Here is a 12463-nt window from a genome sequence, read left to right as displayed (position 1 = left end):
ACATAGTTCCGGTTTGCGTTGAGCTGACGTAGTTTCGTGCCACACGGTCCCGTTTTACGCAGAAAGGACGCGACATGAGGGCGCACGGATTTCCGGCGGCCACGATTCTGGGCTATCCGCGAATCGGGCCTCGTCGTGAACTCGCTGCCGCTCATGAGTCGTATACGGAGGGTCGGATCAGCCTCGCCACGCTCCAGGCTGATGCCGACGAGATTCGATCGGGTACAAGAGAACGTCTGGCACAGCTCGGACTCTCTGCCCGCAATTCGTCGATCCCCGACCCGCTTCCTCTGACGGACGGCGTTCTCGACACCGCCATTGCAGTCGGTGCGCTTCCCGAACGGTTTCAGAGCATCGTGGGTCCGGAGGACAACCCCTGGGAAGTGGCCGATCGACTGACCCGTGGGGACGGGGCGGTACGTCCCCTCGAGAGCGCATCCTGGTTTGGCTCGCTCATTCAACATTACGTTCCTGAAGTGGGAGCGTCCACGCGATTCGCGGCAAACAGTGTGCGCCTGGAGAGGGACGCGCATGAGTCGCGCGTCGCCGGCTACGCCACGCGCCCCGTTCTCGTCGGCCCGGTTACGCTCCTAGAGCTCAGTGCCCCTGACCGCGATGTCTCCGCGGCCGCGGACCCCTTCGGACTCCTCGGCAAACTCGTTCCGGTGTATGCCGAGCTTCTGTCGCGCGTGCGAGCCGCCGGAGCAGACTGGGTCCAACTCGACGAGCCCGCGATCGTCGGCGCTGGCGCAACACCCCGTGTTCTCGCTGCCGCGACCGCCGCGTATACCGCGCTTGGTGCAGTCGCTGATCGCCCGGGGCTCTTCGTCTCGACGTCATACGCACCGATCGGCGATACGCTTGCCGTCCTCGCCGCCACCCCGGTCGAGGCGATCGGCGCGGACCTGGTCACAGGCCCGCTTCCTCGTCGCATCGACAACGTGACGCGTGCCCGGCTCGCGGAGAAGACGATCGTCGCCGGTGTCATCGACGGGCAGAACGTATGGCGCGGAGACCTCGAACGGGCACTCGCCTCAGCCGCGGAAGCGCGCCGTCTCACCCGCACTGTCAGCGTGTCAACGTCGGCGTCGTTGATCCACGTACCGCATGACGTCACTCTTGAGACGGAGCTCGATCCCCGCGTCGCCCGATGGCTCGCGTTCGCCGATCAGAAAGTTGAGCAAGTGCGGATCGTTGCGGCGGGCCTTGAGCACGGGTCTGCGTCGGTCGCGAGTGAGCTGCGTGCAGCATCCGCTGCCCTCGCTGATCGCGAGGCTGCACAGGGCCGCACCGATCTGGCTGTGCGTGAACGGATCAACTCGGTGAACGAACGAGACCGGCACCGTGTGCCGCGGTCGGAGCGGCGCACGGTTCAGCGCGCGGCACTCGACCTGCCCGTATTGCCGACATCAACGATCGGGGCATTCCCGCAGACGGATGAGATCGTGTCGGCCCGGGCGCGGTACCGTAGCGGCGTCGACAGCGCTGAGAAATACGTTGCGGCGATGAAGCATGCCATCGGTGAGGTCATCGCGCTTCAGGACCGGCTCGGATTCGACGTGCTCGTGCATGGGGAAGCCGAGCGAGCTGACATGGTGACTTTCTTCACCGAGAATCTCGAGGGGTTCGAGAACACACAGTACGGCTGGGTGCAGACGCGCGGGGTACAGTGCGCGCGCCCTGCGATTCTCTGGGGAGACGTATCGCGGGTGCGCCCCATTACGGTGGCGTGGACACGGTTTGCGACGACGCTCACGGCCAAGCCGGTCAAAGGAATTCTCACGGGGCCGGCGACGTTGATGTCGCTCTCGTTCGTCCGCGACGATCAGCCCCTCGCCGAGACAGCAGATCAGATCGCACTCGTGCTGCGCGACGAAATCGCCGATCTCGAGGAAGCCGGGCTGTCGATCATCCAGGTCGACGAGCCTGCGCTGCGTGACCTGCGCCCCGACGATGGATCGGCAGCGAACGCCTGGCCCGTCCGGGCGTTCCGGCTGGCGACGGGCGGTGCGCGCCCCGGCACGCACCTACAGGCCCATGTGTGCACCTCGAACGTCGACGCCATTCGTGCGGCGGTGACCCAGCTTGACGCCGATGTCACGAGTTTCGAGGCAGCGCGTGTCATTTCAGCATCCGTGCCCCGCCCGTGGGACGCCCTGACCGGCCTGGACGGTGCTGACCGTGGTGACCTGGCCCCCGGTGTCTACGATGTGCGGACGGCGCACATTCCATCTGTCGCTGAGATTGAGGAGCGCCTACTGCTCATCCTGAGCGAGGTCGACGCCGAGCACCTGTGGGTGGTGCCGGATTGTGGGCTCACGGAACGGCAACTCGGCGAGGCGGAGCCCGCCCTGCGGCACCTCGTCGAGGCGACCCGTGCCGTCCGTGAACGCCTGGGCGCATACGATCCCAGTGCAGCCGCAGCCGTGCCATGAGTGCTGATTCTGCGGCAGGGAGCGGGCCAGGATGCTGGCGCGTATGCGGCTGTCGAAACCGAGGGGCGCATGACCCGACGTGATCCGAGCTTTCGGCGGGGTTTCGACCGCGTCGATGATGTCGCTTGAGGTCGCCCCCGCGAAGTGCGTGACGAGCCACTCGGCGGACACCGCTGCGGCAGAGGGAGGAGTCATCATCGGGTTCTTTCGTCTGGCGTCGGGACGCCCTCCATTATCCCCGGTCGTGAGCGTCGAGCCAGCCGCGCAGCGTTGCCGCCTCGGCCGGCAGGAGCGCGGGGTCGTCGTCCGGCACAAACTCGATGAGTGCGTCTGTGACATGGGGGAGGGATGCTGTTCGCGCGAACACGCGCTGCCACAGCGCAGCGCGCTCGCTCAGTCGCAGTCGCTCGGCGCGGGGCCACCACGAGAACACGTGCAGCGTCGAGACCCACGGGGCAACGGCTTCGAGCTCGCCGATCGCCACGTCGTCGTCGGCGCCCTGCGTCGGCTGCCAGTACGTCGTGAGATTGGGGTGTGCCACGGTCTGAAGCAGCGCGCGCGCCGATTCCACTGTATCGGTGAGGGTGCGGCCGTGATACTCCAGGGCGAGCTCGATGCCCTGCGCGGCGGCGCGGTCCGCGGCATCCGTGAGCCTGTCGGCGATGCGTGCACGTTCGGCGTCATCGACATCCGCTGAGCCGACGGTGCCTGCCCAGACACGTACGCGGGGGGCTCCGATGGCGACGGCGGAGTCGAGCAGCGGCTCGATCGACTCGTCGTTGCGGCAGCGGAAGTACCCGCCGAGCGAGGCGACGGCGAGCCCCGCATCGCGCGTGCGCTCCCCGAGCGAGGCGGCTGCTGCCGAATCGCCCGGCGTTACGTGCTCGTCGGTTCCCGCTCCCCACTCAATCGATTCGAGTCCGGCGCCGACGGCCGCATCGATGACGTCGTCCGGGGCCAACTGCCGGAATGTCACCGAGCACAGCCCGGCGCGCATGTGCTGCTGCATGCGGATCCTCTCGTGTGGTCTGGTCGTGATTCCTGGTCGTGATGCCTTGTCGTGACGTCTTGTCGTGACGCTTGAACGTGCCGCTCGGTCATGTGTTGAACGGTTGGTGTCGCCTGATCGTGTCGCCTCATCGTGCCGTGCGGCCCGCGCCATTCGGCCATGTTCTCGGGTCTGCCCGGCTCGTGCGGGCCGGTGCCTGTCCCCAGCGTAAGCCGCTGCCGAGCCCTCGGGCGAAGTTGGTCCCCAATTCAGAGCTGAGCCCGACCGGGCCGGTGCGACGCGACGACGCATGTACGACGACGGGGCGCACGTGCGGGCGGGGGCCGAGCTCGCGACATGCTGCCGGTGTGGCGCGTCAGGCCAGGTGTGGCGCGTCAGGCCAGGTGCGGCGTGCCAGGCCAGTGCGTCGTCTGAGGACAGGTATGCGCGCCACGCCAGGTACTACGGCTCACGCCTGACGTGCCGCGTCAGGACAGGTGCGGCGCGACGGCTGTATCAAACGCAGTGGCCGTACGCGCGGCCGCTGTCGCGGCATCCGTGTCCCAAATCTCCTGGTTGAAGATCTCCACCTCGACGTCGCCCGTGTAGCCGGCGTCGGTGACCGCGCGCGTCAGCGGCGCGAAGTCGATGACACCGTCGCCGGGGTAGTGCCGACTGAGCAGCACATCGGCGGGCAGCGGCGTCGCCCAATCGCAGACCTGGTAGCTGGCGATGCGCCCCGCCGCCCCCGCGCGTGCGACCTGGGCGAGTACGTCAGGGTCCCACCAGATGTGGAACGTGTCGACGACGACGCCCACGGCCTCGGCAGGAAAGGGCTCGGCGATGTCGAGCGCCTGCCCGAGCGTCGAGACGACGGCGCGATCCGACACGTACATCGGGTGCAGCGGTTCGATCGCCAGCTGCACGCCCGCGGCCTGCGCTGGCTCGACAAGCTCGGCCAGCGCCTCGCCGACCCGCTCACGCGCCCCGATCAGATCGCGAGAACCACCGGGCAGCCCGCCGGCCACCAGCACGAGCACCGCACGAGACCCGTCAGCTGCAGCATCCGTGACCCGTGCCGTCTCTTCGATCGCGCGCCTGTTGTCGTCGATCGCGCGGCGACGCTCCGGCCCCTCGAGCGGGGTGAAGAATCCGCCACGGCACATGCTCGAGACGCGCAGGCCCGAATCGCGGATCATCGCGGCAGCAGCATCCAGGCCGACCTCCTGCACCGGTTCGCGCCAGAGCCCCACGGACTGGTAACCGGCATCGGCGGTGACGCGCAGTGCTGTGTCGAGGTCGGCATACTTGATCGTCGCCTGGTTGAGCGACAGTCGGGGGTGCGTCATGCGGTGACTCCGTTCTGTGCGAGAAGGCCGTTCCAGCGGGCGGCAGCGAGTTCGGGTCGCTCGAGGGCTCCCGAGTCGTTGGCCAGCCGAACGATCTCTGACAGATGCGGGAGGCTGCGTGCCGAATGCAGCCCGCCCACCATAGAGAACGCGGACTGGTGCCCGTTCAGCCACGACAGGAACGCGACACCGGTCTTGTAATAGAAGGTGGGGGTCGCGAAGATCTGCCGCGACAGCGCCTCAGTCGGGGCCAGGATGCTGCGGTACAGCGCCTCGTCCCCGGCATCGAGCGCCTGAATGGCGGCCGATGCCGAGGGCGCGACGGCGGCGAACGCACCGAGGAGCGCGTCGGAGTGGCCCTCTGAATCCCCGGCGATGAGGTCGACGTAGTTGAAGTCGTCGCCCGTGTACATCGTGGTGCCCGCGGGCAGACGGCGGCGCACCGAGATTTCGGATTCGGCGTTCAGAAGGCTCATCTTGACGCCATTGACGCGTCCGTCGCTCGCCTCGATGATCCGCAGCACCGTGTCTGCTGCCGTCTGCCAGTCGGAGGCGCCGAAATAACCGGCAAGTTGCGGGTCGAATGCTTCGCCGAGCCAGTGCAGCACGACGGGGGTGGATGCTGCCGCGAGCACGCGTGCGTACACGCTCTCGTAATCGGCGGCAGATGTCGCCGCCCGGGCGAGGTGCCTGCTGCACATCAGCACGACTCCGGCCCCGGCATCCTCAGCGTGCTGCAGCTGCTCGGTGTAGGCGTCGACGATCTGGTCGAGTGTGAGCACCGTGTCGTCGACGTGGTCCGTGCTGACGCCCACGACGAGCGTGCCCCCGACCGAGCGTGCCTCGGCTGAGCTGCGCGTGATCAGCTCGCGTGTGGCGGCAGCATCCAGCCCCATATTGCGCTGTGCCGTGTCCATCGCGTCGGCGACTCCGAGCCCCCACGACCACACATGGTGGCGGAAGGCGAGAGTCGCGTCCCAGTCGATCTCGGCCGGCCGGCCCGGCGTGTTGTCGGCCCAGGCGTGCGGAATGACATGGGACGCTGCGAAAGCCGTCCGCGCGCGTAATGCGGCTCTCGGCTTCTGGTAGTCGGGTGCCTGGTTCACGGCGGCCGTCGAGACGGCACCGGCGGTGTCGATCAGCGTGAAGTCTGCCATGGGTGCGCCTTTCAGATCTGGACGTCGGGGAGTGCGATGCGCTGCCCTGTTGCCGAGCTCTTGAGACCCTCTTCGGCGAGGAGCACGCCGCGTGCGCCCGAGAGGAAGTCGAACTCGTGGGGTGCGTCTTCGAGCACGTGGCGCAGGAACTCCTCCCACTGCACCTTGAAGCCGTTTTCGAACTCGTCGTTTGCGGGCGACTCAAGCCAGTCGGCGTCGTAGTCGTGGGTGTCGGGGATGTCGGGGTTCCACACGGGCTTGGGCGTGGCATTTCGCGGCTGGATCTTGCAGCCGAACAACCCGGCGACAGCGCTGCCGTGCGTGCCGTCCACCTGAAACTCGACGAGCTCGTCGCGGTTCACCCGCGTCGTCCAGCTGGAGTTCAGCTGTGCGGTGACCCCGCCGTCCAGCTCGAATACTGCGTACGCGGCGTCGTCGGCTGTGGCGGTGTAGCGGTTGCCGTTCTCGTCGACGCGCTCGGGGATCTCTGTCGTGGCGTGCGCATACACGGTCTTCACACGGCCGAAGAGGTTCTCGAGCACGTAGTTCCAGTGCGGGAACATGTCGACGATGATTCCGCCGCCGTCCTCTGAGCGGTAGTTCCAGCTCGGGCGCTGAGCCGGCTGCCAGTCGCCCTCGAACACCCAGTAGCCGAATTCGCCGCGCACCGAGAGGATCTGCCCGAAGAAGCCCGAGTCGATCAGGCGCTTCAGCTTGCGCAGCCCCGGCAGGTAGAGCTTGTCGTGCACAACGCCGTTCTTGACGCCGGCGTCTCGGGCGAGGCGGGCGAGCTCGAGGGCGTCTTCGAAGGTCTCGGCCGTCGGCTTCTCTGTGTAGATCGCCTTGCCCGCGGCGATCGCCTTCTTCAGCGCCGGAACCCGGGCCTTGGTGACGAGGAAGTCGGCGTAGATCTGCCACTGGTCGTCGGCCAGAGCGGCATCCAGGTCCGTCGTGTAATCGGCGATGTCGTGTCGCCGGGCCAGCTCGGCGAGCTTCGCTTCGCTGCGGCCGACAAGAATCGGCTTCACCTGAACCCGAGTGCCGTCGGAAAGCAGCACCCCGCCCTGCTCGCGAATCGCGAGGATGGAGCGCAACAGGTGCTGGCGGTAGCCCATGCGCCCGGAAGCGCCGTTCATGATGATGCCGATCGTCGTCTCTGACACGTGAAGCTCTTTCTGTCGATTTCGGGTTCCGCGCAAACGGTGGCGGGAAAGCGTTTACCAAAGTGTAGGACAGATTTTGTGAGACAGCAACGACGGGGAAATCGACCGCGTCGCTCTCCCCGACAGCATCCGGAGAATTGACGTGATGCGCGCGGCGGATGTGGCCTGCTCGGGACTCCGCCGCCCGCTGCGGTTCAGGCTGTCTCCAGGCGCTGCACACTTGTCGTGCTCGGCAAATCGCGCAAAGGTAGAAACCATGACCGCATCGCGCCGAACCGTCATATTCTCTGTCACCGTCGCCTTCATCGCCGCCCAGCTCATCGTCGTGCTACTGCACGAGCTGTCGCACGTCGTGGCCGGGTTCGCGCTCGGCTACGGCAACGAACTGTATCCGTTCGGCGTCACGCATCACCCTGATCCAGACACTGCGGATGCTGCCATCGCAGCGCTCACCGGCCCGGCATTCAGCCTTGTCATCGGTGTGCTGGCGCTCGCGATCCAGCCGTTTCGTCGACGGGCTGGCTTTGCGCACCTGCTCTGGATCTGGGTGGCCTTCACCTCGGTGATGGAGGGGGTCGGCTACCTCGTGCTCACCCCATTCGGAGTCGGTGACACGGGCACGACGGCCGAATCGCTCGGGGCGCCGGTCGTCGTCTCTCTTGCCTGCTTCGCCGTCGGGGCGCTCGGCTACGTTCTGCTCGCCCGCGCTTTCGCCTCCGTCGCCCTGCGGCACACGTCGGGCGACCTGGATGCTCTGCGCTGCTTCACGTTCTACCCCTGGATCTTCGGCACCCTTGTAATGCTGGCACTGTGCGGTGCCAATCTGCTGATCGCGGGCAGCAACTTCTCGGGAGGCGAGATTTTCGCTGTACTCATGGGCACCTTCGCCCTCGGAGTGTTCTCGCCCATGGCGATGCCGTTTACAACAGGAGCGCGAAAGCGTCAGCCGGAGTCCGTGGCAAGCGAACCGCTGACTCTGCCGCGCGTGCCGGTCACGGGCATCGTGATCGCCGTCATCATCGTGGCTGTCAACCTGCTCGTGCTCTCGACGGGGCTGTCGATCGGCTGACGGCCCGGTCGGGCGCGCGCATCATCGTGCGGCAGGGCCGAGCGGGCGTGCTCTCGCGAGACGGCTCATGGGTGGGGTCGGGCTGGTTGCGCGCAGTTCACCGTCGCCCGCTCAGGCAGGCGAACACGTGGTCTACCAGCCAGCTGACGCCATCACCGCGCAGACACTACGTGCGCAGAGGGGTGCTCTCCCGCACGAGAATGGGCCCGCTCACGGGGGCCGGAGCTTCCCCGCCGTCGGTGCGCAGGGCCTGCTCGACGGCGCTGCGCCCGATCGACTCGAGGGGGATCGCCACGGTCGTGAGTGGGGGAGTGACGTCCCGCGCCGTCGAGATATCGTCGAATCCGGCGATTCCGACGTCCGCTCCCGGCGTGACTCCGGCCTGCCGCAGGGCAGACATCGCCCCGACGGCCATGATGTCGCTCGCGGCGAAGACGATGTCGATGTCAGAGACCCCGGATGCTGCCAGCTGCTCACCCGCCGCAAAGCCGCCGTCTCTGTTGAAGTCGCCACGCACCGTGCGCACGATCTCGCCCCCGCCCCGCGCGAACCCCTCGGCGAAACCGGCGGCGCGCTCGGTCGATGTGATCAGGGGCTCCGGGCCCGCCACGATGGCGACGCGTCGGTAGCCGAGCGAGGCCATGCGCTCCCCGAGATCGCGCGAGGCGCCGGTGTTCTCGATTCGCACGGTGTCGAACCCGAGGCCGCTCTGACTGATGAACACGACCTGTCCGCCCGTCGACCGGAACCCGTCGAGCTCTGCCGTCAACTCGTCGTCGAGCGTTGCGTCTGAGAACCGTGATCCGGCGAGCACGATCGCGCGGGGCCGCTGCCCGCGCAGTGCCCGCACGGTCCTGAGCTCTCGCTCAGCATCCCGCCCGGTCACGGCGACGGTCACGACAAGACCAGCTTCCTCGGCTGCCGCCATAGCGCCGGACGTGATCGCCGAGAAGTAGGGGTCCGCGATGTCGCCGACGAGCAGCCCGATGATGTTCGCGCGCCCTCGCGCCATCGCCTGTGCCGAGATGTTCGGCGCGTAGCCCAGCCTCTGGGCGGCCGCCATCACGCGTTCGCGGTACGAGTCGGCCACCTTGCGCGTGCTGCCGTTGAGAACACGGGATGCTGTGGCCAGCGAGACTCCTGCCTCGTCTGCCACATCATTCAGGGTGACGGGGGATGCTGATTCCACGACGGCTCCTCACGCGTCGGCGCGCACGTGTGAGCACGCGGTGATGGAGACGAGTGTACGGCTAGCCGCGGTATCCGCCGCGTGCGAGTGCGATGCTGGCTGCGAGCCCGAGACCACCGCCGACGACTCCGATCGCACCGAGGATCAGCCACAACACGAGTTCCATCGACATCGCCACACCCTTTCGTCTGTGTCTCTCCTATTGTGGCAGAGAACGCCCCGGCCGGCATGTGCCCGGCAGTGGATCGGGGAAGACGGGTACGGGGCCGTGCCCGGTATCAGCGCAGGCGGGCGAGGCTGTCCGTCACTGAGTGATACAGGTCGCCTGTGATGTTGGTTCCCGCCTCCCTCAGGGCGAGGAGGGCCGAGCCCACCGCTCCATCGGCGACGGGGGAGATCTCGGGTGTGATGCCGCGCGCGGCCAGCTCGTCGTGGAAGGTCGTGGTCAGCCGCCCGGGCTGCGCGAGCACGCTTCCGCCAATGACGAGGGGTCCTGGCTGCGTGTGCACGGCGTCGACCGAGTGTGCCAGCAGTGTACCCGCCTGGTCGAGGATGCTGCGGGCCACAGCATCCTCTGATTCGGCGAAGGCCAGCGGCGCAAACTGTGCGAGCTCAACGGGCCGCATCGCATACAGGGCGCCGATCATCCGCGGAAGCTCGGCGGGTCGGCCATTCGAGCGTGTGCCGCCTGGCGCGACACCGAGCTCATCCATCAGGCGGGGTGTCAGCGCCGTCGCCGGCCCCCGCCCGTCAACGTGGGCGAGGGCGGCAAGCGTGACCTGGTGGCCGATCCAGAAGCCACTTCCGGCATCGCCAAGCAGCCAGCCGAGACCGTCGCTCGTCGCGGCAAGCTGGCCGTTCTCGACCCGGATGACGGCGGCGCCGGTTCCGGACACGATGGCGTATCCAAATGATGAAAATGCCCCTGAAAAATATGTTGCGAGAAGATCGGAATCGATTCCCAGACGGCCAGAGAAGCCTCGAGCGGCGAGTGCTTCGAGCAACCATCCCTGCCGATCGTCTGCGTTGCTCCCCGCCATTGCCGCGACGATGACGTCGACGTCGTGGACGCTGCTTTCTGCCTGCTCGAGTGCCCGATCAATCGTCGTTGTGATCGACGCGAGTGCTCGCTCTTTCCCCGATGAGATCGGGTTTCCGCCGGATCCTTTCGCGTATCCGACACATCTGCCATCTGCTGTGACGACTGTCGCGCGAGTGGACGTTCCGCCCGCATCAAGACCGATCTGAAGCATGTTCGTTACCTATTCGTGACTGGAGCTGAGTTGACGTTCGCCCAGAATAAGAATAGTTTTCATACAAATCTCCCAACGGCGAGCGAGTTTTCATGAAGGCAATGGTGTCACAGGTCAACGGCAGCGGAAACGGTACGACTGTTTCCAGCCGTGTGCAGGCGAGCCTGCCCGACATGCCTGCGGCCATGGCGAAGATCGCCGAGGTTCTTCTCGAGACACCGTCAGCGCCCATTGACCTCTCGATCACCGAACTGGCTGAAAAGGCCGGAACCTCGGCCGCGACGGTGACGCGATTCTGCCGGGTGATCGGCTACTCCGGCTACACGCAGTTCCGTGTGGGCGTCGCCTCAGACATCGGGCGCGGCGACGCGCACGAATCCTGGCGGGCAGACATCGGTCGCGAGTTTCATCCGGAAGACACGCCGCGCGAGGTTGTCAGGACTCTTCTCAACGAGCACGTGCGCGCGCTCGAGACGACGGCGGGTCTCGTCGATCTCGACGAGGTGCAGAGCGTTGCGCGGGCGATCGCGACGTGCCGGCACCTCGACATCTACGGCATCGGCGGCAGCGGCGTCATGGCTGAAGAGTTGCAGGCGCGCCTCTACCGCATCGGCGTGAGCGCGCACTATTGGCAGGAAGTTCACGGCGGGCTCACGAGCGCTGCGCTGCAGTCGAAGAACTCGGTGGCCATCGGAATCTCGAACTCCGGGCGCACAGACGAGACGATCCAGATGCTCTCGCAGGCAGCATCCGCCGGTGCTTTCACCGTCGCCATCACGCACGAGTCGACCTCGCCGCTCGCCGACGTCGCCGATGTCACGCTCGGAACGGCAGCACCGGACCCGTACCTGCAGCCGGATGACCTCTCTGCCAAGCACTCGCAGCTGATGGTGCTCGACCTGATCTATCTCCTCGTCGCGCAAGAGAGCTTCGCTGACACCGCGACGCGGCTTGCGGCATCCGCTATGGCCGTCTCAGGGCATCGTCGCCCTCAGCGTCCGACCCGCACACACGACCGACCAACACTGCGCATCAAGGAGCCCACCGAATGACTGTCTCACCCACCGATTTTCTCGCCCAAGCGACATCGCGGCTGTCAACGCTTGCGACGGATGCTGAGGCGGGGGCGCTTGACGAGGCCATCGCGCTGATGGTCGGCGCCATCGACGCGGGCGGTGTTGTGCAGGCGTTCGGGACGGGGCACTCCGAAGCGTTCGCCATGGAGATCGCCGGACGTGCCGGCGGGCTCATCCCGACCAACAAGATCGCCCTGCGTGACATCGCTCTCTGGGGCGGGCGCAGCGCAGACGAGCTCATCGGCTCCGGGCTGGAGCGGCAGGCTGGTGTGGTCGACGAACTGTTCGACGTGTCGCTAACCGGGCCGGACGACGTTTTCATCATCGCGTCGAACTCGGGTGTCAACGGCTCAATTGTCGGCGTCGCGCTCAAGGCGAAAGAACTGGGGCACCCGGTCATCGCCGTCACGAGCCTTCAGCACACCGCGGCCGTCGAGCCGAAGCATCCGAGTGGCAAGCGTCTCAGTGAAATCGCGGATGTAGTGATCGACAACCTGGCGCCATACGGCGACGCGACGCTCGAGATCGCGGACGGCGTCTCGGCTGGCGCCATCTCATCGATCACGGCGGCGTTCATCGCGCAGCTGCTGACGATTGGCGTAGCCCAGCGTCTCTCAGAATCGGGGGGCGTGCCCCCGATGTATATCTCGGCGAACATCCCTGGAGGTGACGAGCACAATCATGCACTGGAGGATCTGTATCGCGATCGGATCCGCCGAGGCGCCTGAGGGCGCGCGGCCGAGTCACAGCACACGATCTCGGCCGTCTCACACCCGAAACACCC

10 protein-coding genes are annotated in these 12463 nt (G+C 66.7%); 4 read left to right on the top strand and 6 right to left on the bottom strand.

Annotation, left to right across the window (positions count from 1 at the left end; genetic code table 11):
* Positions 1-74 precede the first annotated feature (74 nt).
* Entirely contained in the window at positions 75-2435 is a 2361-nt protein-coding gene (metE, locus tag OK352_RS00190; protein ID WP_265139378.1) for a 5-methyltetrahydropteroyltriglutamate--homocysteine S-methyltransferase, read from the top strand.
* Between the two features lie 232 nt (positions 2436-2667).
* On the opposite strand, the gene OK352_RS00185 is transcribed toward metE, so the two are convergent.
* The 4 genes from OK352_RS00185 to OK352_RS00170 all read right to left on the bottom strand — a co-directional run bounded on the left by OK352_RS00185 (position 2668) and on the right by OK352_RS00170 (position 7065).
* On the bottom strand, positions 2668-3444 hold the full coding sequence (locus OK352_RS00185; RefSeq protein ID WP_265139377.1) for a sugar phosphate isomerase/epimerase family protein: 777 nt from the start codon (positions 3442-3444) through the stop codon (positions 2668-2670).
* A gap of 467 nt (positions 3445-3911) precedes the next feature.
* Positions 3912-4772 carry a sugar phosphate isomerase/epimerase family protein gene (locus OK352_RS00180; RefSeq protein ID WP_265139376.1) on the bottom strand — a complete coding sequence of 287 codons (861 nt, stop codon included), beginning with the start codon at positions 4770-4772 and terminating at the stop codon, positions 3912-3914.
* Positions 4769-5929 carry a dihydrodipicolinate synthase family protein gene (locus OK352_RS00175; RefSeq protein WP_265139375.1) on the bottom strand — a complete coding sequence of 387 codons (1161 nt, stop codon included), beginning with the start codon at positions 5927-5929 and terminating at the stop codon, positions 4769-4771. Before OK352_RS00175 ends, OK352_RS00180 begins: the two co-directional genes overlap by 4 nt.
* Before the next feature lie 11 nt (positions 5930-5940).
* On the bottom strand, positions 5941-7065 hold the full coding sequence (locus tag OK352_RS00170; protein ID WP_265140230.1) for a Gfo/Idh/MocA family protein: 1125 nt from the start codon (positions 7063-7065) through the stop codon (positions 5941-5943).
* A 283-nt stretch (positions 7066-7348) separates the two neighbouring features.
* Here OK352_RS00170 and OK352_RS00165 point away from each other — a divergent pair, with 283 nt between their 5' ends.
* Positions 7349-8161 carry a zinc metalloprotease gene (locus OK352_RS00165; RefSeq protein ID WP_265139374.1) on the top strand — a complete coding sequence of 271 codons (813 nt, stop codon included), beginning with the start codon at positions 7349-7351 and terminating at the stop codon, positions 8159-8161.
* A gap of 166 nt (positions 8162-8327) precedes the next feature.
* Here OK352_RS00165 and OK352_RS00160 read toward each other — a convergent pair whose 3' ends face one another.
* Both OK352_RS00160 and OK352_RS00155 read right to left on the bottom strand, forming a co-directional pair.
* Complete coding sequence (locus OK352_RS00160) at positions 8328-9350, bottom strand: LacI family DNA-binding transcriptional regulator (RefSeq protein WP_265139373.1); 1023 nt, start codon at positions 9348-9350, stop codon at positions 8328-8330.
* Positions 9351-9628: 278 nt separating this feature from the next.
* Positions 9629-10603, bottom strand: coding sequence for an N-acetylglucosamine kinase (locus tag OK352_RS00155; RefSeq protein ID WP_265139372.1), 975 nt, complete (start codon positions 10601-10603; stop codon positions 9629-9631).
* Between the two features lie 101 nt (positions 10604-10704).
* Here OK352_RS00155 and OK352_RS00150 point away from each other — a divergent pair, with 101 nt between their 5' ends.
* Together OK352_RS00150 and OK352_RS00145 are read left to right on the top strand one after the other, a co-directional pair.
* Complete coding sequence (locus tag OK352_RS00150) at positions 10705-11655, top strand: MurR/RpiR family transcriptional regulator (protein WP_265139371.1); 951 nt, start codon at positions 10705-10707, stop codon at positions 11653-11655.
* Positions 11652-12407 carry an SIS domain-containing protein gene (locus OK352_RS00145; RefSeq protein ID WP_265139370.1) on the top strand — a complete coding sequence of 252 codons (756 nt, stop codon included), beginning with the start codon at positions 11652-11654 and terminating at the stop codon, positions 12405-12407. The genes OK352_RS00150 and OK352_RS00145 overlap by 4 nt, the downstream gene beginning before the upstream one ends.
* The last annotated feature ends 56 nt before the right edge of the window (positions 12408-12463 follow it).

Origin of the sequence: Microbacterium sp. MPKO10, assembly GCF_026107415.2 — a bacterium.
Lineage (GTDB): Bacteria > Actinomycetota > Actinomycetes > Actinomycetales > Microbacteriaceae > Paramicrobacterium.
This window is presented reverse-complemented; position numbering and strand designations above follow the sequence as displayed.

Bases quoted from the DNA above. Each gene is read 5' to 3' on its own strand.
- metE (WP_265139378.1), top strand. From the start codon at position 75: ATGAGGGCGCACGGATTTCCGGCGGCCACGATTCTGGGCTATCCGCGA.
- OK352_RS00185 (WP_265139377.1), bottom strand. From the start codon at position 3,444: ATGCAGCAGCACATGCGCGCCGGGCTGTGCTCGGTGACATTCCGGCAG.
- OK352_RS00180 (WP_265139376.1), bottom strand. From the start codon at position 4,772: ATGACGCACCCCCGACTGTCGCTCAACCAGGCGACGATCAAGTATGCC.
- OK352_RS00175 (WP_265139375.1), bottom strand. From the start codon at position 5,929: ATGGCAGACTTCACGCTGATCGACACCGCCGGTGCCGTCTCGACGGCC.
- OK352_RS00170 (WP_265140230.1), bottom strand. From the start codon at position 7,065: ATGAACGGCGCTTCCGGGCGCATGGGCTACCGCCAGCACCTGTTGCGC.
- OK352_RS00165 (WP_265139374.1), top strand. From the start codon at position 7,349: ATGACCGCATCGCGCCGAACCGTCATATTCTCTGTCACCGTCGCCTTC.
- OK352_RS00155 (WP_265139372.1), bottom strand. From the start codon at position 10,603: ATGCTTCAGATCGGTCTTGATGCGGGCGGAACGTCCACTCGCGCGACA.
- OK352_RS00150 (WP_265139371.1), top strand. From the start codon at position 10,705: ATGGTGTCACAGGTCAACGGCAGCGGAAACGGTACGACTGTTTCCAGC.
- OK352_RS00145 (WP_265139370.1), top strand. From the start codon at position 11,652: ATGACTGTCTCACCCACCGATTTTCTCGCCCAAGCGACATCGCGGCTG.